At 73.8% G+C, this 22,529-nt stretch carries 19 protein-coding genes; 7 read left to right on the top strand and 12 right to left on the bottom strand.

Annotation, left to right across the window (positions count from 1 at the left end; genetic code table 11):
* The first annotated feature begins 31 nt into the window (after positions 1 to 31).
* Positions 32 to 562 (top strand): DUF4383 domain-containing protein, encoded by a 531-nt coding sequence (locus KSNIM_RS33585; protein ID WP_263106930.1) that lies wholly within the window; start codon positions 32 to 34, stop codon positions 560 to 562.
* A 165-nt stretch (positions 563 to 727) separates the two neighbouring features.
* On the opposite strand, the gene KSNIM_RS33580 is transcribed toward KSNIM_RS33585, so the two are convergent.
* Entirely contained in the window at positions 728 to 2,062 is a 1,335-nt protein-coding gene (locus tag KSNIM_RS33580) for a nucleotide disphospho-sugar-binding domain-containing protein (protein WP_263106928.1), read from the bottom strand.
* Positions 2,063 to 2,493: 431 nt separating this feature from the next.
* Between KSNIM_RS33580 and KSNIM_RS33575 the strand changes: the two genes are divergently transcribed.
* On the top strand, positions 2,494 to 4,248 hold the full coding sequence (locus tag KSNIM_RS33575; protein WP_263106927.1) for a glycosyltransferase: 1,755 nt from the start codon (positions 2,494 to 2,496) through the stop codon (positions 4,246 to 4,248).
* A 184-nt stretch (positions 4,249 to 4,432) separates the two neighbouring features.
* Positions 4,433 to 4,672, top strand: coding sequence for a hypothetical protein (locus KSNIM_RS33570; RefSeq protein ID WP_263106926.1), 240 nt, complete (start codon positions 4,433 to 4,435; stop codon positions 4,670 to 4,672).
* A gap of 575 nt (positions 4,673 to 5,247) precedes the next feature.
* Here KSNIM_RS33570 and KSNIM_RS33565 read toward each other — a convergent pair.
* The 6 genes from KSNIM_RS33565 to KSNIM_RS33540 form a co-directional block, all read right to left on the bottom strand.
* Entirely contained in the window at positions 5,248 to 5,922 is a 675-nt protein-coding gene (locus KSNIM_RS33565) for a CBS domain-containing protein (RefSeq protein WP_263106925.1), read from the bottom strand.
* Between the two features lie 63 nt (positions 5,923 to 5,985).
* A complete protein-coding gene (locus tag KSNIM_RS33560; RefSeq protein WP_263106924.1) occupies positions 5,986 to 6,432 on the bottom strand; it encodes a universal stress protein in 447 nt (148 codons plus the stop codon).
* Positions 6,433 to 6,564: 132 nt separating this feature from the next.
* On the bottom strand, positions 6,565 to 7,284 hold the full coding sequence (pflA, locus tag KSNIM_RS33555) for a pyruvate formate-lyase-activating protein (protein WP_263108222.1): 720 nt from the start codon (positions 7,282 to 7,284) through the stop codon (positions 6,565 to 6,567).
* 126 nt (positions 7,285 to 7,410) lie between these two features.
* The gene (gene pflB, locus KSNIM_RS33550; protein ID WP_263106923.1) at positions 7,411 to 9,678 is read right to left on the bottom strand and encodes a formate C-acetyltransferase; all 2,268 of its coding nucleotides are present in this window, start codon (positions 9,676 to 9,678) and stop codon (positions 7,411 to 7,413) included.
* Positions 9,679 to 9,775: 97 nt separating this feature from the next.
* Positions 9,776 to 12,412: a bifunctional acetaldehyde-CoA/alcohol dehydrogenase gene (gene adhE, locus KSNIM_RS33545; RefSeq protein ID WP_263106922.1), complete on the bottom strand. Its 2,637-nt coding sequence runs from the start codon at positions 12,410 to 12,412 to the stop codon at positions 9,776 to 9,778.
* Positions 12,413 to 12,683: 271 nt separating this feature from the next.
* Positions 12,684 to 13,484: a universal stress protein gene (locus KSNIM_RS33540; RefSeq protein WP_263106921.1), complete on the bottom strand. Its 801-nt coding sequence runs from the start codon at positions 13,482 to 13,484 to the stop codon at positions 12,684 to 12,686.
* 269 nt (positions 13,485 to 13,753) lie between these two features.
* Here KSNIM_RS33540 and KSNIM_RS33535 point away from each other — a divergent pair, with 269 nt between their 5' ends.
* The 4 genes from KSNIM_RS33535 (at position 13,754) to KSNIM_RS33520 (ending at position 17,557) form a co-directional block, all read left to right on the top strand.
* On the top strand, positions 13,754 to 15,343 hold the full coding sequence (locus KSNIM_RS33535) for an oleate hydratase (RefSeq protein WP_263106920.1): 1,590 nt from the start codon (positions 13,754 to 13,756) through the stop codon (positions 15,341 to 15,343).
* 411 nt (positions 15,344 to 15,754) lie between these two features.
* Positions 15,755 to 16,189 (top strand): MarR family winged helix-turn-helix transcriptional regulator, encoded by a 435-nt coding sequence (locus tag KSNIM_RS33530; RefSeq protein WP_263106918.1) that lies wholly within the window; start codon positions 15,755 to 15,757, stop codon positions 16,187 to 16,189.
* Entirely contained in the window at positions 16,186 to 16,617 is a 432-nt protein-coding gene (locus KSNIM_RS33525; protein ID WP_263106916.1) for a hypothetical protein, read from the top strand. Before KSNIM_RS33530 ends, KSNIM_RS33525 begins: the two co-directional genes overlap by 4 nt.
* A gap of 241 nt (positions 16,618 to 16,858) precedes the next feature.
* Positions 16,859 to 17,557 carry a response regulator gene (locus tag KSNIM_RS33520; protein WP_263106915.1) on the top strand — a complete coding sequence of 233 codons (699 nt, stop codon included), beginning with the start codon at positions 16,859 to 16,861 and terminating at the stop codon, positions 17,555 to 17,557.
* 288 nt (positions 17,558 to 17,845) lie between these two features.
* On the opposite strand, the gene KSNIM_RS33515 is transcribed toward KSNIM_RS33520, so the two are convergent.
* From KSNIM_RS33515 to KSNIM_RS33495, 5 genes are all read right to left on the bottom strand, one after another.
* On the bottom strand, positions 17,846 to 19,561 hold the full coding sequence (locus tag KSNIM_RS33515; protein WP_263106914.1) for a GAF domain-containing protein: 1,716 nt from the start codon (positions 19,559 to 19,561) through the stop codon (positions 17,846 to 17,848).
* Between the two features lie 316 nt (positions 19,562 to 19,877).
* Positions 19,878 to 20,576 (bottom strand): nucleotidyltransferase, encoded by a 699-nt coding sequence (locus KSNIM_RS33510; RefSeq protein ID WP_317634086.1) that lies wholly within the window; start codon positions 20,574 to 20,576, stop codon positions 19,878 to 19,880.
* Between the two features lie 58 nt (positions 20,577 to 20,634).
* A complete protein-coding gene (locus tag KSNIM_RS33505; protein ID WP_263106913.1) occupies positions 20,635 to 21,084 on the bottom strand; it encodes a hypothetical protein in 450 nt (149 codons plus the stop codon).
* A 110-nt stretch (positions 21,085 to 21,194) separates the two neighbouring features.
* Positions 21,195 to 21,380, bottom strand: coding sequence for a hypothetical protein (locus KSNIM_RS33500; RefSeq protein ID WP_263106912.1), 186 nt, complete (start codon positions 21,378 to 21,380; stop codon positions 21,195 to 21,197).
* Positions 21,381 to 21,541: 161 nt separating this feature from the next.
* The gene (locus KSNIM_RS33495) at positions 21,542 to 22,510 is read right to left on the bottom strand and encodes an endonuclease/exonuclease/phosphatase family protein (protein WP_263106911.1); all 969 of its coding nucleotides are present in this window, start codon (positions 22,508 to 22,510) and stop codon (positions 21,542 to 21,544) included.
* Positions 22,511 to 22,529 lie beyond the last annotated feature (19 nt).

Genomic DNA, 22,529 nt, shown 5'->3' with positions numbered 1-22,529 from the left:
GTCCCCCTCGAACACCGACTGGAGTGTGGTCATGGACCTCCGCGACGAACTTCCCGTCGACCACCGGCTCGCCCAGGTCTACCGGATCGGCGCCGGCCTCTGCGGGGCTGCGCTGCTCGCCTTCGGCTGCCTGGGCCTCGCCGACGGTCTCGACCTCTTCAGCACCCAAGGCCGGAGCATCGCCGGACTGTCCAGCAACGGCCTGCTGAGCCTCGTCTCGATCGTCACGGCGGTCGTCCTGATCCTCGGCGCGGCCGTCGGCGGCAACACCGCCTCGACGATCAACATAACGGTCGGCGCCCTGTTCGTGCTCAGCGGATTCGCCAACCTGGCACTGCTGGACTCGGACGCCAACATCCTGGCCTTCCGCATGCCCAACGTGCTCTTCAGCTTCGTGATGGGACTGGTCGTCGCCACCTTCGGCATGTACGGCCGGGTCAGCGGCAAACTGCCGCTGGACAACCCCTACTACCGGCACCGCCACCCCGGGGCGGCCCACCCGGCCCGCCCCGCTGCCCTGACCGCCGCGCCCAGGAACGGAATCAGCGGCCCGACGGCCTGAGACGGACCGGCGGCCCGGGCTCCGTGTGCGGGGCCCGGGCCTTGACCGGCTGCGGTGTGCGGCACCCGGCAGACGGACGGCTCTCGCCAGTGCCGGTGGATGCTGCGATCGCCCGCCGCGGTTCACCGGTCGGCGGTGGTGACCCGCTGCCCGGACCGTCCCGGGTCAGCGCATGAGGCGGAGCAGTTGCCCGGCCGCCCAGTCGGGTCCGCGGCGGAGGACTGCCGCGCGTACGGCGTCGTTGGCGCTCCGGTCGCGGGTGAGGAGACGTTCGACGGCGCGGCCTGCGGTGTCCGCGGTCAGGGCGTTCGGGTCGAGGCTGAGGCCGACGTCTGCACGTTCGAGGTCGTGGGCGATGGCGAACTGGTCGCTGGAGAACGGGAGCGCGAGGACGGGCACGCCTGCGGCAAGGCATTCGGTGAACGAGTTGTTGCCGGCGTGGTGGACCATCGCGGACGCCCGTGTCAGCAGGGCCTGCTGCGGGATCCGGTCTGCGACGTGGAACCGTTCGGCCGGTGCACCGGATGCGGCCAGTGCCGAGGAGACCTCGCCCACCCTGTCGCCCGCCGCGACGACCAGGCCGGCGGAGGTGTGGCGCAGCACCCCGTCCGCGACGGTTGCCAGGACGTCGTGACGGGCCGACAGGAAGGTGCCGAGGGCCAGGAGGACGAGCGGTCGGCCGCCGGCGGTGAGGCCGTCGGCGACACCGGTCCACGGCTCGGCCAGGGGCGCCGGCGGCTGGGTGCAGTGTCCGCACCGCAGGGCGGCGGCCCCGGTCGAGGGAGCCGGCAGCCAGGGGAGTTCGGGGTAGTTGTGCACGACGGCGCGCGGGGAGCTGAGGGCGAAGGCACGGTCGGGCCGGGGCCGGTGCGGGGCGTTGCGGTCGATGACCCGGTGGAAGGCGGCGGTGAAGGCTCGGTCGTTGTCCGCGGCGGCGCGGGTCAGCCTCACCAGGGCCTCGGCGGTGGGGCGGACGGTGTCCGGCCACGCGTAGGGCACGCCGAAGTAGGCGTCCGGCCCGGCCGGGATGTAGCTGGGGTGCCCGGGACAGAACGAGGCGTACGGCAGCCCGAGGCAGTGCAGGGCCAGGGTCGCCGGGTAGGCGAGTTGGTCGACGAGGTACCAGTCGGGCTGCAGCCGCCGGTGCAGGGCGCGGATGTCCGCGAGCACCCGGTCCGGCTCTGCGAGGAGGTCGGCCCTACGGTGGGCTGCCTGGGTGAGCAGGGTCTCCACCGCTCCCCGGGAGGTGGCGGTCAGGAACTCCCGCAGCCGTGCCGCCTCGGCCGGGTCCTGGCGGGTCCGTTCGGCGACACCGTGGTTGGCGTTGCGGGCCACGGCGAGTTCGGTGAAGCCGATGCCGGCCCCGGCGGCGAGCGGGGCGAAGGCGGCGGTGGACGCCAGGTCGACGCGGGCACCGGCGTCCCGCAGCGCGGCGCCCAGTGCTGCCAGCGGTGCCGCGTGCGAGGCGAACGGCGGGCTGATGACGACGACATGCACCACGTGTCCCTCCTCGGTCACCGCCGGGTGCCTCCGATGATGCCAGGCCGCGGTGGCGGGACACGGCCAATCCGATGCGCGGAGCGCGCCGAACCGGTCCCTGGCTCGCCCCCATCCACGAGAGGCACGGGTGCATGCGACAGCGAACCGATTTTCTGCGGTCTTCCGGCACCGGCGTGCGGACGCCGGGCCGGGACGACCGGCTGCAGGCGTGGCGTCACCACTTCTGGGCGGGGGGACCGCCGCCCGGTGCCGTCCGGGATCTGCTGGACGCGCTGGCTGCGGCCGAATACGGCCGAGCCGCTCGGTCGGGCGGAGATCCGACGGGCCCGGCGGCCGCCGACCTGGCGGCGGCCGCCGCACGGAAGTCGGCGAGGCGGCCCGGCGGGGCGGCCCTGCCGCTCCCCCCGTCCGCGGCCCGCCACGGGACGGACGTGCGGACGGCCCTCGCCGAGGCATGGGCGGCGCACCCCCGGGCTGACGCCCGGGCGGCGACCTCGGAGTTGCGGACGCGTCTGCTCGCACGGCCGCCGTACGAGGAGGCGGCCTTCCTCCTCGACCTGGCGGACGCGCACGGGCTGCAGCCCCTGCGGGCCGGGGAGGTCGCCCGGTGGACGGCCGGTGACCGGCCGGTTCGGCATGCCGCGCTGCGCTACCTGTCGGGCGTTCCGCACGGCAGGGCCCTCCTCGACGCCGTCCCGCCCCGTACCGGGGACGTCTACGAGAACCTGCTGTGGGCGGCGGCCTGGTACCGGCAGGACCCTTCGGCCCCGCAGGCCGCCGCGTTCCGCGACGCGGTCCGCCGGCTTCCGGCCGCTCCCCCGGGCGGCCCTGTGGTGGCCCAGTCGATGCTGCTCGGCAGTCTGGGCGAGCCGGGTGTGGGGATGAGCGGCGGGATGAGCGTCCTGCTCTCGGCTCTGGGTGATGCGCTCACGGCCACCGGCCGCATCGCGCGGGTACTGACCCTGGTCACCGCCGACCGGGCCGAGCTGCGCGACCGGGCCTCCGGTCTGGTGTCGTCCCTGGGCGCCGAACACTGGCAGGTCGGGATCCCGGTGGACGGTGACGGGCCTCCCGACCCGGCCGCCATGGCGGAGCACCGGTCCGCGGTCTCGTGGTGGGCGGCGCGCCTGCTCGCACTGCCGGGCGCGACGCCGCGGATCGTTCACGTGCGATTCGCGGACGACGGGTCGCTGGCCGTGGCCGACGCGGCCCGCCGCTGCGGCGCCCGTCTGGCGTTCACGGTGACCCCCGATCCGCACCGCACGATGGCCGAACGCCACGCCGGGCTACCACTGCACGCGGAGACCGGGGCGGCCCGGGCGCTCCGCGCCGACCTCCACCGCGTCTTCGTCGCGGACCGGCTGGTCGCCCGCGCCGGTCTTCTCGTGGCCATCCCCTCACGGCCCGGCACCGGCGACCTCGACACGCACTTCCCGCAGCTCTCCCGCCTCACGGAGGCCCGCCGCATCGAAGTCCCGGAGGGGATCCCGCCTTTCGTCCCCCGGCCCGGCGAGGCCGGGCTCGCGGATGCGATGACCGCCCGGCTGTTCGGCGGCGGCGGACGGCCGGACGGACTCGACCCGGAGGACCGGGACCTGCGGCTGCTGCTGTGCGTGGGGCGCCTGCACCCCGTCAAACAGCAGGACCGGCTCGTCGAGGCGTGGCTGGACACCGGACTGTACCGGTCGACGACGCTCCTGCTCGTCGGCGGATCACCGGGCCGTGCCACGGCCGTGGAGGCCGGTGTGCGCGACGCCATCGCCGAGCTCCTCGCCGGGCAGCCCCTCGGCCGGCGGCGGATCGCGCTCTGGCCCGCCCTGCCCAATCGGCAGGTGCGCATCCTGGAGCGGGCGCTCGCGGACAGGCGGGCCGGCTCGGCCGTGTACGTGTGCCCGAGCGCCAAGGAGGAGTTCGGCCTCGCGGTACTGGAGGCCATGGACGCCGGGCTCGCCGCGGCGGGGCCGGAACGCGGCGGGGTGTCGCACTACATCAGGGCCGGGGTCAACGGCTTCCTCCTGGACACCGGCTCGGGTACGGCCCTGGGGGCCGGGCTGCTGGCGGTGTGCGCCACGCCGCGGTCGGAACTGGACGCCCTGGCCGCGCGCGCCCGGCGGACCGTTCGCCGCGGCTACTCCGTCGAGGCCATGGCGGAGTCGCTGGCCCTGGCCTACACGGCGGTTCCCTGACGCCCGGTCGGCGTGCCACTGCCGCGGCCCGCCGCGCCGGGACGTCGTACCGCACGTCCGGGGCCCACGGGACCGCCGGGCCGGGAGGTGCGCCGCCACGACTCGGTGCAGGACCGCTGCGAGTGCGGGCCGGCGGGCGAACCGCCGATGGTGGGGGCAAGAACCTCGCGACAAGGAGCAGATCATGTCTGTCGTTCGGAAGCTTCACGAGGCCGGCCTGACGAGCGAGCACGCCTACACGGCCGCGTTCGCGTCGATCGGTCTGTCGCTGCTCAGCTGGGGCATCTCGATGAAGGCGGAACAGGCCGGTGTCGAACGGGCCGACCGCTGGGGCATCTTCGTCGGCGAGTGGGCGCCGACGTTCTTCGCCCTGGGCCTCGCCCTGGCGAACCACGAGAAGCCTGCGGCCGATGACTTCAGGTAGGCCTGCCGGGCAGCCACGCCGCCCGCCACCGCCCGGGCACGCCCCGCCCCACAGGCGCCCGCCCGGAACGGTGCGCCCGCCCGCATCGTCGGGCGCTGTGGGTTCGGCGGTGACCGGCGGTCTCGGACCGGCGCACCACCCGCCCCTCGGCGGACACGGGACGGCGGACGGCCCGCCTTCGGCTCCCGTGGCACGGCGCCGGACTGCCGGCGTCGAGGCTCACTCGTCGGCACGGAAGGCGCGTGGCGGATCCCGACGGCGGCGCGGCCGTCCGGGCGACCGTGGGTGGGCGGTGTTCGCCCTGTCGTGGCACTCCGTCGTGGCCCCGCATCCGCGGGGCCGAGCCGCGGTGCCCACGTGCTGACCGGAACCTGTGCCGTGCGGTTTCGCCGGACGCACCGTCAGTTCGGGGCTTGCGGGGTCTCGCCGAGCGCGTGCCGTTCCGTGCCTTCGCGGCAGGCCGTTCGGCCACCGGGTCGGCTTCCGGCCCGGCGACTCGGTCGGCGACCGGTCGGATGCCGGAGGCCGTGAGCCGTTCACCGACGGGCGGTCATCACCTCGTGCCGCGGGGCGGGTCAGCGGGTTTGGTCGAGGACAGCCGTTCCCGCCCGCCTGTGGTCGAGGCGACCGGTCACGCCGACGACGCCGTCCACGCTCCGGCACAACCGCTCCACCACGGGGACCTGGCCCGGGTGGTCGACGGTGCCGGCCAGGGTGACGAACCCGTCGTGCACCCGGACGTCGAGGGTGTCCGGGTCGATGTCCAGGGTGCTGCGCAGGACGTCGCGCCGGATCTCCTCCCGGATCGCGCGGTCCTGGCGGAGGAAGACCCGCAGCAGGTCGCTGCGGCTGACGATGCCGACGAGCCGTCCCGCCTCGTCGACGACCGGCAGCCGCTTCAGCCGCTTGCCCTGCATCAGCCGGGCGGCCTCGACGACGGTCCACTCGGGCCGGGCGCACACCACCGGCGAGGTCATCAGGCCCGCGGCGGTGGTCGCCCGGCTGCGGGTGCGTTCCCGGGACTCCAGCCTCGGGGTGAGCATCAGGCCGGAGGGGTCCTCCTGTGCGGCTTCGTTGAGCAGCAGGTCGGCCTCGGAGACCAGGCCGACCGGCCGGTCCTCCTGGTCGAGCACGGGCACGGAGGTGATGTCGTGCTCGGCCAGCAGCCGGACGATGTCCTTGAAGCCGGTCTCGGGCCGCACGTGGACGACGGCGGAGGTCATCAGCTCGCCTACGAGGCGGTGGCGCATGGGGGTCTTCCCTTCTGGTTCCGGCGGCCCGGTACGGCCGCCGCGTCGGTACGGTCGGGACGATCAGTTCTCGCGGTGGCGGACCACGACGACCGGGCAGGGCGCATGCTGGACGCAGTGCTGGCTCACCGATCCCAGCAGCGCGCCGGTGAAGCCGCCGCGCCCCCGGCTGCCGACCACCAGGAGGTCGGCACCGCGCGCGGCGTCCAGCAGAACCGGCGCGGCGCCGCCCTCCACGACCCGGGCTCCGATCCAGACGGGGCGGTCCGGGTCGCTCACCTCGGCGATGGCCACGTCGAGGATCTTGCGCGCAATGCCGGCGGCGAACCCTTCGGCGTCGGCGGCTCCGGTCCACCCGGGGGACACGGAATCCTGCCAGGCGATCACTGCCTCGACGACGGCGCCGACCGCGTGGGCCTGGCCGACGGCCCAGCGCAGTGCGTCGACCGAGGACGGCGATCCGTCGACCCCGGCCACGATCCTGCGCCGCGTCGCATCCTGCTCGGTCACGGTGGTGTTCCTCTCTCTTCCGGTGGTTGTCTCCACTCTCCGCCGACCTGGCCAGGCGGGCGAAGAGCCGGAGGGGCCCGGGCCGGCAGGACCTTCAGCCCGATTCACCGCGGGCCCCTTCCCGCGGGTGGCTCAGACGGCGTGCAGGCCGTGGGCGGCGAAGACCGCGCGGGCGGCCGCCGTCCGGTCGGCGGTGGGCACGGGCGTGTCGGCGAGCGTGAACTCGAGGCCGAGCGCGCGCCACTTCTCCGCGCCGAGGCGGTGGAACGGCAGCACGTCGACCCGCGAGACGTTGCCCAGCGAGGCGGCGAACGCCGCGACGCCCTCGACGTTCTCCGGGCCGTCGGTCAGCCCGGGGACGAGGACGAACCGCACCCACACCTCCTTGCCGAGCTCGGCCAGACGGCGGGCGAAGGCCAGGGTCGGGCTCAGCTCGCGGGCGGTCAGCCGGCGGTAGAGCGACCGGTCCCACGACTTGATGTCCAGCAGGACGAGGTCGGTGTCGGCGAGCAGCGCGTCGGTGGCCCGGGAGCCGAGGTAGCCGGAGGTGTCCAGTGCGGTGTGCAGGCCGAGTTCGTGTTTGAACCGGTGCAGGAGCTCCCCGGTGAAGACCGGCTGCAGCAGCGGCTCGCCGCCGCTGACGGTGGCGCCGCCGCCGGAGACCCGGATGAACTCGACGTACTTGCCGGCCTCCCGGACGATCTCGTCCGCCAGGACGCGCCGGCCGTCGCGCAGGTACCGGGTGTCGGGGTTGTGGCAGTACTGGCAGCGCAGCGGGCATCCGGCGAGGAAGGCGACGAACCGGGTGCCGGGCCCGTCGACACCGGTGGACAGGTCCCAGGAGTGCAGCATCCCGCCCGGCTCGCGGCGGGTCACGGCGGCGGACGGTGTGGCGGCGGACCCGGGTCGATACGGGGTCTCTGCGGGAACGGGGGTTTCGGACAAGAAGGGCTCCCGGGGAAATGCGGCGGATCGCTGCTACAGCGAGCCGTGGAAGGTGCGGCTGACCACGTCCAGCTGCTGCTCGCGGGTCAGCCGGACGAAGTTGACCGCGTAGCCGCTGACCCGGATGGTCAGCTGCGGGTACTTCTCCGGGTGTGCCATCGCATCCAGCAGGGTGTCGCGGTCCAGCACGTTGACGTTCATGTGGAAGCCGCCGCAGGCCGTGTAGCCGTCCAGCACGCCGACCAGGTTGCGCACCCGCTCCTGCTCGGTGCGGCCGAGCGCGTCGGGGGTGACGGTGTTGGTCAGCGAGATGCCGTCCTCGGCCTGCCCGTACGGCAGTTTGGCCACCGACAGGGCGCTGGCGACGTACCCATGGCGGTCCCGCCCGTTCATCGGGTTGGCACCCGGGGAGAAGGGCTCGCCGGCCCGTCGGCCGTCCGGGGTGGCCCCGGTCTTCCTGCCGTACACCACGTTGGAGGTGATCGTCAGCACCGACTGGGTGTGCTCCGCCTTCCGGTACGTGGGGTGCTTGCGCACCTTGCGCATGAACTCCTCGACCAGCCACACCGCGATGGAGTCCGCCCGGTCGTCGTTGTTGCCGTACGCCGGGTACTCGCCGTCGACGACGTAGTCCACCGCGAGCCCCGTCCCGTCGCGGACCGGCCGCACGGTCGCGTACTTGATGGCGGAGAGCGAGTCCGCGGCGACCGCGAGGCCGGCGATGCCGCAGGCCATGGTGCGCCGCACGGCCCGGTCGTGCAGGGCCATCTCGAGGCGCTCGTAGGCGTACTTGTCGTGCATGTAGTGGATGACGTCGAGCGCGTGCACGTACGTCTCGGCGAGCCACTCCATCTGTTCGTCGAAGCGGGCCAGCACCTCCTCGTGGTCGAGGACGTCGGAGGTGACGGCCGCCGTCTCCGGGCCGACCTGGGCTCCGGACCGCTCGTCCCGCCCTCCGTTGATCGCGTAGAGGAGGGTCTTGGCGAGGTTCACCCGGGCGCCGAAGAACTGCATCTGCCTGCCGACCGCCATCGCCGAGACGCAGCAGGCGATCGCGGTGTCGTCGCCGAAGCGCGGCCGCACCAGGGCGTCCGACTCGTACTGCACGCTGGAGGTGTCGACCGACACCTTGGCGCAGAACTCCTTGAAGCCCCGGGGCAGTTCGGTCGACCAGAGGACGGTCATGTTCGGCTCCGGCGCGGGGCCCAGGTTGTACAGGGTCTGCAGGTACCGGAAGGAGGTCCGGGTCACCAGCGGCCGGCCGTCCTCGCCGATGCCGCCGATCGACTCGGTGACCCAGGTCGGGTCGCCGGAGAACAGCTCGTCGTACTCGGGGGTGCGCAGGAAGCGGACGATCCGCAGCTTGACGACGAAGTCGTCGACCAGTTCCTGGGCCTGCACCTCGGTGAGGAGGCCGGCCGTGAGGTCGCGCTCCAGGTAGACGTCGAGGAAGGTGGAGGTCCGGCCGAGCGACATCGCGGCGCCGTTCTGCTCCTTCACCGCCGCGAGGTAGGCGAAGTACAGCCACTGGACGGCCTCGCGGGCGGTGGTGGCCGGGCCGGAGACGTCGAAGCCGTAGGACGCCGCCATCTGCTTGAGCTCGCCCAGCGCCCTGATCTGCTCGGCGAGTTCCTCGCGCTCCCGGATGGTCTCCTCGAGTTCGGCGGCGTCGCGGGGCGCCGCGTCGAGCCCTGCCTTCTCGGCCCGCTTGGCCTCGATCAGCCGGTCCACTCCGTACAGCGCGACCCGGCGGTAGTCGCCGATGATCCGGCCGCGGCCGTAGGCGTCCGGCAGGCCGGTGATGACGCCGGCCTTGCGGGCGGCCAGGATCTCGGGGGTGTACGCGTCGAAGACGCCGTCGTTGTGGGTCTTGCGGTGGACGGTGAAGACCTTCTCCAGCTCCGGCGACACCGGGTAGCCGTAGGTGCGCAGGGCACCCGCCACCATCCGCCAGCCGCCGTACGGCATGATGGCCCGCTTCAGCGGGGCGTCGGTCTGCAGGCCGACGATCAACTCCCGCTCCCGGTCGATGTATCCGGGCGCGTGCGCGGTGATCCCGGCCGGGACGTCGTACGCGACGTCGTACACGCCCTTGGCCCGCTCCTCCGGGAAGCGGTCGGTGATCTGCCTCCACACCGCCAGGGTCCGCTCCGTCGGGCCGGCCAGGAAGGCGGCGTCGCCCTCGTAGGGGGTGTAGTTGTGCTGGATGAAGTCGCGGACGTCGATCGCGTCACGCCACAGGCCGCCCCGGAAGCCGTCCCAGGCTCCGCGGGTGGTGGGCTCCGTCTGCCGGACAGTCATGGTCGCCGCTCCCGTCGTGATGTCGTCAGAACCATCGTGGTGTCCCTCCGGGGGCCCGGCCCGGGCCCGTCGGGCACCGGTGCCGGGCCGTCGGTCCTCAGTCGCGGGTGCCGTAGTAGGCCCGGGTCATCAGCTGCTGCATGTCGGCGAGCATCGGCAGCCGGGGGTTGGCCGGGGCGCACTGGTCCTCGTAGGCGTTCATCGCCTGTCGTGGCAGCGCCGCCAGGAACGCCGCCTCGTCCACGCCCGCCTCCTTGAAGGACCCCGGGATGCCGACCCGGTCGCGCAGGTCCTCGACCGCGGCGGCGAGCGACTCCACGCCCTGCTCGGGGGTGGCGGCGGGCAGGCCGAGCGCCTTCGCGACGGCCTGGTAGCGCTCCGGTGCCGTGTAGTTGCGGTACTTGGGCCAGCTGGTCACCTTGCCGGGCGCCGCGCCGTTGTACCGGATGACGTGCGGCAGGAGCAGGGCGTTGGTCCGCCCGTGGGCGATGTGGAAGGTCGCGCCCAGGGTGTGCGCCATGGCGTGCACGACGCCGAGGAAGGCGGAGCCGAAGGCCATGCCGGCGATGGTGCCGGCGTTGTGCATCTTCTCCCGCGCCACCGGGTCGTTCCGTCCGTCGGCGACCGCCCGCTCCAGGTGGTCGAAGATCAGCCGGATGCCCTGCAGGGCCAGGCCGTCGGTGAAGTCGTTGGCGTAGACCGACACATAGGTCTCGATGCAGTGGGTGAGGGCGTCGAAGCCGGAGTCCGCGGTGACGTCCTTCGGCAGCCGGGTGGTCAGCGCCGGGTCGACGATGGCGACGCTCGGGGTGAGCGCGTAGTCCGCCAGCGGGTACTTCTGGCCGGTGGCGGTGTCGGTGATCACGGCGAAGGGGGTGACCTCCGACCCGGTGCCCGAGGTGGTCGGGATGCAGACCAGCTTCGCCTTCTCCCCCAGGTCCGGGAAGGTGAAGGCGCGCTTGCGGATGTCGAAGAACTTCTCCTTCAGGTCGGCGAACTCGACCTCCGGGTGCTCGTACATCAGCCACATCACCTTGGCGGCGTCCATCGGCGACCCGCCGCCGAGCGCGACGATGGTGTCGGGCCGGAACTCCCGCATCAGCTCGGCGCCCCTGCGGACGGTGTCGATGCTGGGGTTGGGCTCGACGAAGTCGACCACCCGCACCTCGACCGGCTCGCGGCGGCGGTCCAGCACGCCGCGGATCCGCTCCAGGTGGCCGATCTCGACCATCGTCCGGTCGGTGACGACGACGATCCGGCGGGCGTTCGGCATGCTCGCCAGGTACGTGATCGAGTTGCGCTCGAAGTAGATCTTCGGCGGGACCTTGAACCACTGCATGTTGGTGTTCCGCCGGCCGATCCGCTTGATGTTGACGAGGTTCGGCGCCGACACGTTGCCGGACACCGAGTTGTGCCCGTAGCTGCCGCAGCCGAGCGTCAGCGAGGGGGTGAAGGCGTTGTAGACGTCGCCGATGCCGCCCTGGGAGCTGGGCGCGTTCCAGATGATCCGGCAGGCCTTCACCGCGTGCCCGAACTCCTCGACGAAGGCCTCGTCCTCGGTGTGCACCGCCGCCGAGTGCCCGAGCCCGTTGAACTCCACCATGGCGGCGGCGAGTTCGACGCCCTCGCGGCGCGATCCCGCGGTCAGCACCGCCAGCACGGGGCACAGCTTCTCCCGGGTCAGCGGCTCGGACGGCCCCACCCGCTCGACGTCCACCAGGATCACCGAGGTGTCCACCGGAACCTCGAAGCCCGCCGCCTCGGCGATCTGCGCCGCCGAGCGGCCCACCACCTCGGGGTTCAGCCGGTCCCCGGCGCAGGAGGTGCCGTCCGCGGAGCCGAACAGGTGGCGCTCCAGCAGGGTCTTCTCCTCGGCGCTCGCGTGGTGCGCCTTCAGTGTGCGGAACTCGGCGAGTGCGGCGTCGCGGATCTCCGCGTCGAGGACGACGGCCTGCTCCGAGGCGCAGATCATGCCGTTGTCGAAGGTCTTGGACAGGACGATGTCGTTGACCGCCCGCTTCAGGTCGGCGCTCTTCTCCACGTAGGCGGGGACATTGCCCGCGCCGACGCCGAGCGCCGGCTTGCCGCACGAGTAGGCGGCGCGGACCATCGCGTTGCCGCCGGTGGCCAGGACGGTGGCGACGTCCGGGTGGTTCATCAGCGCGTGGGTGGCCGCCATCGACGGCTCCTCGATCCACTGGATGCAGTGCTCGGGCGCCCCGGCCGCCACCGCCGCGTCGCGCACGATCCGCGCGGCCTCCGCGGAGCAGCGCTGAGCGGCGGGGTGGAAGGCGAAGACGATCGGGTTGCGGGTCTTCAGGGCCAGCAGACCCTTGAAGATCGTGGTCGAGGTGGGGTTGGTCACCGGGGTGACGCCGGCGACGACGCCGACCGGTTCGGCGATCTCCACGATGCCGTCGATGTCGTCTCGGCGCACCACCCCGACCGTCCTGGTCCGGGCCATCACGTGGGTGACGTTCTCGCAGGCGAAGACGTTCTTGACCGCCTTGTCCTCGAACAGCCCGCGCCCGGTCTCCTCCACGGCCAGCATCGCGAGCCCGGTGTGCTGGGCCAGGGCGGCCAGGGACGCCTTCTTGACGATGTGGTCGATCTGCTCCTGGGTGAAGTCCGCGTACTCCTGGAGGGCCGTCAGGGCGCCTGCCACGAGCGCGTCGACGGCCGGCGCGGTGTCGCCCGGAGCGGGCGGCTGCACGGGGTGCGGGCGGCGGGTCATGGCTGACCACCTTTCAGTGGGATCGTCCGGGGCTCGTCCGGGAGGCGCCGGCCGGCGGGGCCCGCCGGCTCTCGACCGGTAGCTTCCTCCGCGCGGTACGGACCGCGGATGCGCCGATGGGGGCCGGGCCTGCGGGCCGAAGGTCCCTTCTCCGCGACCGGCCCGAGGGCCGTTGGTCCGCCACTGCGCCGCCGGCCGGAGCCGGCTCGGGGCCGTCCAAGGCGGTCCGGCCCTGACGCGGCAATGGTCGTTCGTGGCCGCATGGTTCCGCTCACGGCCCCGGCACGACGGCCACGGGGCAGGCGGCGTGGTGCAGTACGGCATGGACGACCGGGCCGAGCGGGACGGCAGCCCCGACGGGCCGGCGCCCCAGCACCAGCAGCCGCGCCTTGGCGGACACGTCCACCAGCACCCCGGCCGGCCCGCCGCGTTCGACGTCCTCCAGCACCTCGACCTCCGGACGGGCCGCCTTCCACGGCTCCAGGGCGGCGGCCAGCAGGCCGGCTTCACCGCCGGGGCCGACCGGCCGTGCGGCTCCGGCGTGGACGGCCCGCAACGGCAGGCCGTACCGGTGGGCGGCCGCGAAGGCGAAGCCCAGTGCGGCCTCCGCGGGTCGGCGCGCGTCCACGCCGACCGCCACGAACTCGCGCGGATGCGCACCGGGAGCCTCCACCGGGAGGACCACCGTGGGGCAGCCCGTCCGGGTGACGAGCTGCAGGGCGGTCGAACCGACCCGCAGGTCCGGGAAGCCGCCGCTGCCCCGCGCCCCGAGCACCAGGAGGTCCGCGTCCTCGCCCGCCGCGAGGAGCGCCGGGGCGGCGGTGTCGTGGGCCTGCTCGGTGCGCATCCGCAAGCCCGGGTGACGCATCGCCAGGACGTGCTCCACCTCGTGCAGCAGGTCGCCGCCCGGTCGGGCGGCCCCGGTGCCGGCAGGGAGCAGGTGGGGCATCAGCGGGAGGGCGTGCAGGACGCGCAGGGGCCGGTCGCGCAGCAGCGCCTCGCGCGCGGCCCAGTCGGCGGCCGCCAGTCCGGCCTCGGATCCGTCGACGCCGACGGTGACGGGAAGGTCCACGGTGATCGTCTCCTCTCGGCCCCCCTGTGTTCCGGGGCGGGCCTGCCGGGCCCGGGGGCGGCCCCGGTGAGCGGGCGGCCCACGCGCCCATCATCACCCTGTGCCACCGTTCGGTCACAGGGCCGACCGGGCCGGACTTCCTGCACCCGGGCGGGACCTGCGGCCCCGCGGGAGGGACTTCAGGTCCCTGCCGGGGCGACCCGGAAGCCACCAGGCTGGGCGGCGTCTGCCGACGGGGCAGGCGCACCCCACGACGACCGGGACGAGGCATGATCGACAGCGGACGCACCACCAAGGCGTATCTGGTCGGCGGCGGGATGGCCGCCCTGGCAGCCGCGGCCTTCCTGATCCGGGACGGCGGCGTCCCCGGTGAGAACATCCACATCCTCGAGCAACTGCCCCTCGCCGGCGGCTCGCTCGACGGGCGGCGCGCTCCGGACGGGGCGTACGTGACCCGCGGCGGGCGGATGCTGGAGGACGAGGCGTACACCTGCCTGTGGAACCTCCTGGACTCGATCCCGACCCTGGACGACCCGAACGTCTCCGTCCGCCAGGAGGTCGCCGAGTTCAACCGGGCGGTGCCGACGGAGGCCAGGGCGAGACTGATCGACCGCGAGCACCGGATCGTCGACGCGTCCCGGCTCGGCCTCGACGCCCGCGACCGGCTGGAGCTGGCCCGGCTGCTGGTCACACCCGAGTCGGCGATCGGCGCCCGGCGGATCGACGACTACTTCTCCGCACACTTCTTCGACACCAACTTCTGGGCGATGTGGCGAACCACCTTCGCCTTCCAGAACTGGCACAGCGCGATCGAGCTCAAGCGCTACTTCCTGCGCTTCCTCCAGGAGTTCCCGCGCATCCACACCCTGGCGGGCGTCCGCCGCACCCGCTTCAACCAGTACGACTCCGTCGTCCGGCCGCTGCTGAGATGGCTGCTGGACCGCGGTGTGCGGATCGAGCAGGGCGTGACCGTCACCGACGTGGACTTCACCGAGCACGACGGCATCCGCCGGGTCCGGCGTCTCCACCTGCGGCGGGCGGGCGGCCCGGAGACCGTCGAACTCGACGATGCGGACCTGGCGTTCATCACGCTCGGTTCGATGACCGCCGACGCCTCGTACGGCGGCGACGACACCGTCCCCGAGCTCGTCCGCGACAAGCGCGACGGCAGTTGGACGCTGTGGGAGACGCTGGCCCTGAAGGCACCCGACTTCGGCCGGCCGGCGGTCTTCAACGGCAGTATCGCCGAGGCCGCCTGGGAGTCCTTCACCCTCACCATGCGCGGTCCCGCCCTGCTCAAGCGGATCGAGGAGTTCAGCGGCAACGCACCGGGCACCGGCGCGCTGATGACCTTCAAGGACTCGCCGTGGCTGATGTCGATCGTGGTCCCCCGCCAGCCGCACTTCGACGGCCAGCCCGAGGGCGTGTTCACCCTGTGGGGGTACGGCCTGTTCATGGACGCTCCGGGTGACTTCACCGGTAAACCGATGGCCGGGTGCACCGGGCGGGAGGTCCTCACCGAACTCCTCGGCCAGCTGGGCTTCGACGACATCGCGGAGGAGGTGGCCGCCACCACCGCCGTCACCACGGTGATGATGCCCTACATCACCAGCCAGTTCGCCCGCCGCTCGGCGCACGACCGGCCGCGGGTGATCCCGCACGGGGCACGGAACTTCGCTTTCCTCGGCCAGTACGTCGAGATCCCGCAGGACGTCGTGTTCACCGTGGAGTACTCGGTCCGCGGTGCCATGCACGCCGTCCACCAATTGCTCGGACTCGACCTGCCCGTGCCGCCGGTGCACCATGCCCTGGCCGACCCGGCGACCGTCCTCGCATCCCTGCGAACCGCGCTCGGCTGATCCATGCCGCCGCACCGTCGGCCGCACCGCGGGGCGCGGCCGACGGCGGGAGCCGCCGCGGGCGTCAGGCGCGGTACCGGTCGTGGTCGAGCGGCCGGAGCCGGTGAGGACGGCCGCGCCCAGGAGCGCGGCCAGGGACGCCAGGCGCATGTGGTGGTGTGCGACGAGTTGTCCCCCGTGTTCACCGCTGCCCCGCTGTCCGTCATGGCTGGTACTTGCCCAGTCTCCGTGATTCGCGGCGAGGGTTCCAGAGCCGAGATCACGACGGAGGGACGGCCGGGGCGGGCGGGCCGCGGATCGGGGCGGTGCAGCCGGCGCGCACCACCGGACACGCCGCACCGCCGGTGCGACCGGCAGGCGGGCTCGTACCGACCTTGCGACAGATAGTCCGATTCCGTAATATCCGAATCCGTGAAGTCCGAATCCGTTCCATCCGGGCGTTCGGCGCTGCTGGCCCTGCAGCGCGCGACCCACGCCACCCTGCAACTGATCGCTGCCGAACTCGTCGATCTGGACCTGACCGCCTCCGAGATCAACGCCCTGGCGAACCTCGCCGACGGCCGGGGCAGGACCGTGTCCCAGCTGGGCGCCGCCGTCGGCACTCGCCCCACGACGCTGACCGGCGTGCTCGACCGGCTGGAGCGGCGCGGTCACATCACCCGCGGCACACGGGCCGGCGACCGCCGCTCGGTCCTCATCGAGCTCACCGAGTCCGGGCAGGCGGCGGCCGCCCTGATCCGGCAGACGCTGGCCGATCTCGAAAGCCGCGCCCTGGGCGGGCTGCCGGCCCAGTCGATCGCCGGTTTCCATGCCGTGCTGGATGCGTTGACCGAGGAGGGGTCGTGACCGGCACCGCACCGGGCAGGGGTGAGGAGACCTCCCCGTTCACGCAGTTGATGGAGGAGGTGATGGCCACCGCCGACCGGTTCGGGCACCGCCAGCACGTCCACCTGACCTGGCTGGCCGTCCGGCGTCACGGAACCGCCGCAGCGGTGGACCTGATCGGCGACGGGATCCGGCGCACCGCCCGCTACGCGGGTGTCCCCCAGAAGTACAACGCCACCGTCAGCCGGGCCTGGGTCGAACTGGTGGGTCACCACGCCGGCGGGTCGGACACCGCGGACTTCGACGCCTTCGCCGACGAGCACCCCGCGCTGCTCGACAAGAAGTTGCTGACGCGCTTCTACCGGCCCTCGACACTGGCGAGCGCCCCCGCCAGGACCGGCTGGGTCGAACCCGACCTCGCACCCTTCCCCCGCCACACCGACGGCTGACACGGAACCGATCGACCACCACGGCGCCGGTGCGGGAGAAGACCGCCCGGCCGGCGGAGCGCCCGGCGACAGCGGGGGCCGGACCGTCGAATCCGGACGTGCCGTCACCGGGGCGCATAATGGGGTCCGTTGCCGGGACTCCGAGGCCGTCCGGTCCTGGGTGTCCTGCGGGAGCCCCGGCGCACGGCCGACAGTCCGACCCGCTGCCCCCGGCGGCGGGTCCGAGAGTTACGGAGAAGCGATGGCGGGCAGCACGGAGTCCAAGGCCGGCACCCCGATCACGGTGTTCCTCCTCGACGACCACGAGGTCGTCCGGCGCGGCGTGCACGACCTGCTGGACTCCGAGCCCGACCTCACGGTCATCGGCGAGGCCGCCACCGTCGAGCAGGCCCTGGCCCGCGTGCCGGCGCTGCGCCCCGACGTCGCGGTGCTGGACATGCGGCTGCCCGACGGCGACGGCGTGACCGTCTGCCGCGAACTGCGCTCGAACATGCCGGACCTGGCGTGCCTCATCCTGACCTCCTTCGACGACGAGGAGGCGCTGCTCGACGCCATCATGGCCGGCGCCTCCGGCTACGTCCTCAAGCAGATCACCGGCACCGACCTGGTCTCCGCCGTCCGCACGGTCGCCTCCGGCCAGTCCATGCTCGACCCGGGCGCCACCACCCGCCTGATGGCACGGCTGCGCGGCGACACCGCCCCGCCGGCCTCCGACCTGCCCGCGCTCACGGACCGGGAGCGGGAGATCCTCGCGCTGATCGGCGAGGGCCTCACCAACCGCCAGATCGGCCAGCGCCTCTACCTGGCGGAGAAGACCGTGAAGAACCACATCTCCCGGCTGCTGGCCAAGCTCGGCGTCGAGCGCCGCGTCCAGGCCGCCGTCATCGCCACCCAGGCCCTGGCCGCCCACGACCGGGCGGCCGGCCGAACCGCCCGCTGACGCCCGGGCCCCGCGCGCCGGGCCGCCCGGCCGTCCGACAGCGTCACCGCCCTCGGCAGGGCCGCGGCGACCAGCGGAGGTGACCGGGCGAGGTGACCGGGCGAGGTGACCGGCCGAGGTGACCGGCCGAGGAACCGTGGGCGGGGCGCACCCGTGGCCCGCCGACCGGGTCACCGCCCGCATCCACGCGGAACCGGTGACCGGGCACCGCCCCGCCGCCGTGCCGTCCCGCCGCTGTGACGCGTCACCGGCCGGCGCTTGCGCCCTCGGAGCGCCGGGCCGGCGTGCTCAGCGCGCCAGCGGGGCCGACCAGACGAGCCGGGTCCCGCCGTCGGCCGGACTCGACAGTTCGAGCAGTCCGCCGAGTCCCTCCGCGCGTTCGGCCATGTTCCGCAGTCCGCTGCGCCGCCCCTGCTCGGGGATGCCGACGCCGTCGTCCAGCACGGCGAGCACCACCTGGGTGCCGGTGGCCCGGAGCGAGACCTCCACGCGGCCGGCGCGGGCGTGCCGCGCGGCGTTGCTGAGGGCCTCGGCCAGCACCGCCACCACGTGGTCCGCGACCTCCCCCGGGACGTCGGTGTCGAGCAGTCCCTCCATGCTCAGCCGGGGCGCGAACCCGAGGGTGGCCTGTGCCTCCTCGACCGCCCGGACCACCCTGGCGCGCAGCCCCCGCCCGGCCTCGTCCTCGCGGGCGCGCAGGCCGAAGATGGTCGAGCGGATGATCTTGATGGTCTCGTCCAGGTCCCCGACCGCTCGGAGCACCCGGTCGGACGCCCCGGAGTGGTCGATGAACCGGGCGGCGCTCTGCAGCGTCATGCCGGTGGCGAACAGACGCTGGATGGCCAGGTCGTGCAGGTCCCGGGCGATCCGGTCGCGGTCCTCCAGCATCGCCAGCTGCTCGGCGTCGCGGCGCCGCTCCCCCAGCTCCAGTGCCAGCGCGGCCTGGTCGGCGAAGCCCAGCAGCGGGCCGATCTCCCGTTCGGTGAAGGGCGGCTGACCGGGCCGACGGGCGAGCAGCAGCACGCCCTCGCTCTCGCTGCTGCCGGCCCGACCGAGCGGAACCGCCACCGCTGCGCCGAGTCCGTCGAAGCGCCGCGGTCCGGCGGACAGTCGCGGGTCGTCGGCGAGGTCGAGCGTGGTCACCGGCTCCGCCCTCGCGACGGCCTCGCCCGAGAGCGTGCCCTCCGCCGGGACGACCAGGCCCAGCCGCGCGGCCGCGTCGCCGCCCAGTGCCAGCTCGACCCGCAGCGAGCCGGTGCCGGCCACCGGCACCGAGACGTCCGCCAGCTCGGCCCCGGTGATCTCCCGCGCGCGCTGCGCGATCAGCCCGACCACCTCGGACCTGGAGCTGCCGGAGAGCAGCGTCCGGGTGATCTCCGCGCTCGCGCTCAGCCAGCGCTGCTGGCGCTGGGCCTCCTCGTACAGCCGGGCGTTGTCGATCGCCACCCCCGCCGCCACGGCGAGGGTCGCGATCACCGACTCGTCGTCGGCGTCGAACTCCTCCCCGCCGCGCTTGTCCGTGAGGTAGAGGTTGCCGAACACCTCGTCGCGCACCCGCACCGGCACACCGAGGAAGGTCCGCATCACCGGGTGGTGCACCGGACAGCCGAAGGACGCCGGGTGCTCCGACAGGTCACCGAGACGCAGCGGCTCGGGGCGGCGGATCAGCTCGCCGAGGATGCCCTTGCCGGTCGGGTAGGGGCCGATCCGCGCGATCTCCTCGTCCGACAGGCCCACCGTGAGGAACTGCGACAGCGTCCTGCCGTCCGGGCCGATCACGCCGAGCGCCGCGTACCGGGCGTCCACCAGCACCGCGGCGGCCTCCACGATCCGGCGCAGCACCTGGGTGAGGTCCAGCTCCCGGCCCACCGAGAGCACGGCCTCCAGCAGGCTGTGCACGCGGTCCCGGGTGCCGCGGGCGGCGTCGATCCGGGCCTGCAGTTCCTCCAGCAGCTCGTCCAGCCGCAGCTGCGGAATCCTCGACCGCACCTCGTCCCCGCCCACGCGAGCCTCCTCGTCCCTGGTTGTCAGCCGGTCGATTCTGGCAGATCACCGGCGTGACATGGCCGGGTCGACACCGTGGCGGCCCGGGGCTGCGGGCCGCGTTCCCCCGTCCCCGCACGGTCGGCGTCGGCGCCAGTGCCGTTCGGCCCCGGCGTCCGGGACCTCCGGTCCTGGGCGGGACGGCTCCGCCGCCCGCTCCCCCGGGGACTCGCCGAGCCCTGCCGAACGTCGGGCGGCCCGCCGCCGGCGGCGCCGGGGTGTCAGGGCCGGCGGGCCGCCGGCACCCGGTCGACGGCCGGGCCGGGGAAGGCGCGTGTCAGGTCGGCCCGGCCGTCGGCCCACCGCGGCGGGGCGGGAGCCAGCCGGCCGTAACGGCGCCGCCCGAGTCGTGCACCACGTCGGCGGGGGCGGCGAGTCCGGCCAGGACGTCGAGCGCCTCGGACTTGGTGATCAGGCGCCCGCTGCCGAGCGCCGTCGCCGCCCGTGTCAGCCTGAGCATGCCGAGGTCGACCCAGATGTCCTGACGCCACCGCTCCGGGTGGTCGAGCGCGGGCCGCCAGCAGGTCCGCAGGTCCTCGGCGACGAACCCGGCGAGCTGCCGGTCGGTGACACGGGGTACGAGGCGGTCCGGCGGGGGGCCGTACAGGACCGTCCCGAACCGGTGCAGTTCGCAGCGGGTCACCGCGGTGACCGGTCGGTGCATCAACTCCTCGCGGGCCCACGTGAGGTGCCGCACCGTGAGGTCGTCCCACTCGTCGGCGGCGACGTGGCTGCAGTGCAGCCTGGACGCCAGCGGGAGGCCCGTCGCCAGGGCTTCGTGGACCCGGACGAGCTGCTCCTCCTGGGCCGGCGCGCAGCGGTGCTCCGCCACGGCGGTCAGGTCGAGGTCACTGCGGCCCGGCCGGCAGTCGCCTGCGGGCAGCGAGCCGTGGGCCCACACGGCCACCGGGGACGGCATCGGCCGGAGGAGGCCGACGAAACGGTCGAGGAGCCGGCGGGTCGCGTCGTCCGCCACGGCGGCATCCTCCCCCGTGGCGGTCCGTGCGATGCGAGGTTCCCCGGGGGGCTCCGGTTCACTCCAGGTCGAGGTCCGCCATGCCCTGCAGCACCGACCCGCTCGCCCGCGCCGCATCCAGCCGGTCCGCGAACTCCTGCGCCCGCCGGTCGGGCGCGACATCCGCGAGGCCGCTCGGCGGCCACGTGCCGGGCGCCACCACCGTCACCAGTACGCTGCCGGCCTCGGCCGCGGCCGACAGCCACGCCTCCGGTGCCTCCATCGTGGGCGCGGGCTCCCACGCCTCACGGCCGCCGATCAGCACCAGCCGCACGAACCGGCCGCCGCGGACCTGCACCGTCCCCGTGGAGACCGGCGCCCCGCCCGCGGCCAGGAAGCCGCTCTCCCAGGCGTCGGTCGCCAGTCCTCCCCAGTGACCGTCGTCGACCTCCACGACGATCTCCGCCTCCAGGCCGCCGTCGTCCGTCTCCCGTACGACCAGCGCCCACAGCACCGGCCCCTCACCCATGGCACCCGTCACCCCCGGAACAACGAGCCGGTCCCGCCGAACGCACCACGCCCCGGTCCGGGCACCGCAGCCGGACCGTCCCACCCGGTCACGGCCTGCGGCGCCCGGTGTCAGGTGTCCGGGTGCGCCTCGGTCTTCAGCGACCAGGAGCCGCCCGTGCAGCCGGCCGGCAGCGGCGGGAACCGGTGCCCCTTCACGTCGGTGCTCCAGTGGTGGCCGGCCCCGCAGTCGCATGCGTAGATGCCGCTCACCGGGACGATCTCACCGGGGTGCCACGACGTCTTCTCCTCGTCCATGACCCCGGTCTACGCCTCCACCGCGGCCGCCGCGAGCCCGACCCGCCGCGCGGCACGTGCGCTCGCGGAACGCACGGGATACCGGCGGCGGCGGCCGGGTCCGGTGGCGGACTGCTGCGGGTGGATTTCCTGCGGGGCGGGGGTCCTGCGGGGCGGGGCTCCTACAGGTCGAACTTCGCGACGACGGGGGAGTGGTCGGACGGCTGGTCGTGCGACGCGGTCGGCCGGGCCTCCGCCACGCTCGGCAGTTTCTCGTTGCCGGTCGAGACCTCCTGGAACTTGGCGAGGAGCGCGTGGCTGATCATGATGTGGTCGATCAGCTCGTGCTGGCCCTCGAAGATCCGGGAGAAGCCGCCCTGTTCGAGGATCCGCGGGGCGAGGTTCCACAGCCGCGCGGCGTCGCCCTGGTCGGGGTGGTCGAAGCCGCCGGTGCCGATCTGGGAGCCGGGCGGGCCGTAGAGGATCTGGGTGGTGGCGGCCTTCCAGTCGTCGTTGAAGTCGCCCAGCACGATCACGTCCCGGTTCTTGCCGTCGCCCTGGAGCAGGTCGTCGGCGAGGGCGCGCATGGTGACGGCCTCGGCGCCGCGGCGGAACAGGGCGTACGCGGCGAACCGGGCACGCAGTCCTTCGTCGTGGGTGCTGTGCTGGTTGCCGGGGAAGGTCAGCAGCTTCGACTTCAGGTGGCAGACGGCGACGTGCACGCTCTGCCCGGGGGTGGGTTCGATGCGGACGGCGAGGCCGCCGCGGCCCATCTCGCTGATGGGGGCGCCGACGTCCTCGACCTGCACCGGAGCAAGGTGGGAGGGGAAGGCGACGCGTTGCTGGACGTCCAGCAGCGGGCTGCGGCTGATGAAGCCGACCCGGATGCCGCGCTGGTCCGGGTGGTCGGACACCGCGGTGTGCCAGGTGCCGGGCAGCTTCGCCACGAGGTCGTCCAGGGCCTCCTGGCTGCCGACCTCCTGGACGCCGAGCAGATCGGGCGCGAGCTCGGAGACGACGCCGGCCAGGGCTTCGACCTTGGCCTCGTAGGCCGCCTGGTCCTTCGCGGCGCACTTGTTCGGGTCGGGCGGGCTGCCGGCCGGCAGGGGCCGGCAGAAGTTCTCGACGTTCCAGGTTCCTATGGTGATCACGACTGTCTCCTTCGCGGTC

It is taken from the genome of Kitasatospora sp. DSM 101779 (assembly GCF_025655475.1).
Lineage (GTDB): Bacteria > Actinomycetota > Actinomycetes > Streptomycetales > Streptomycetaceae > Kitasatospora.
This window is presented reverse-complemented; position numbering and strand designations above follow the sequence as displayed.

What these genes read in the sequence shown, in the direction of transcription:
- KSNIM_RS33585 (WP_263106930.1), top strand. Translation starts at nt 32, where the DNA reads ATGGACCTCCGCGACGAACTTCCCGTCGACCACCGGCTCGCCCAGGTC.
- KSNIM_RS33570 (WP_263106926.1), top strand. Translation starts at nt 4,433, where the DNA reads ATGTCTGTCGTTCGGAAGCTTCACGAGGCCGGCCTGACGAGCGAGCAC.
- KSNIM_RS33565 (WP_263106925.1), bottom strand. Translation starts at nt 5,922, where the DNA reads ATGCGCCACCGCCTCGTAGGCGAGCTGATGACCTCCGCCGTCGTCCAC.
- pflA (WP_263108222.1), bottom strand. Translation starts at nt 7,284, where the DNA reads ATGCTGCACTCCTGGGACCTGTCCACCGGTGTCGACGGGCCCGGCACC.
- pflB (WP_263106923.1), bottom strand. Translation starts at nt 9,678, where the DNA reads ATGACTGTCCGGCAGACGGAGCCCACCACCCGCGGAGCCTGGGACGGC.
- adhE (WP_263106922.1), bottom strand. Translation starts at nt 12,412, where the DNA reads ATGACCCGCCGCCCGCACCCCGTGCAGCCGCCCGCTCCGGGCGACACC.
- KSNIM_RS33535 (WP_263106920.1), top strand. Translation starts at nt 13,754, where the DNA reads ATGATCGACAGCGGACGCACCACCAAGGCGTATCTGGTCGGCGGCGGG.
- KSNIM_RS33520 (WP_263106915.1), top strand. Translation starts at nt 16,859, where the DNA reads ATGGCGGGCAGCACGGAGTCCAAGGCCGGCACCCCGATCACGGTGTTC.
- KSNIM_RS33505 (WP_263106913.1), bottom strand. Translation starts at nt 21,084, where the DNA reads ATGGGTGAGGGGCCGGTGCTGTGGGCGCTGGTCGTACGGGAGACGGAC.
- KSNIM_RS33500 (WP_263106912.1), bottom strand. Translation starts at nt 21,380, where the DNA reads ATGGACGAGGAGAAGACGTCGTGGCACCCCGGTGAGATCGTCCCGGTG.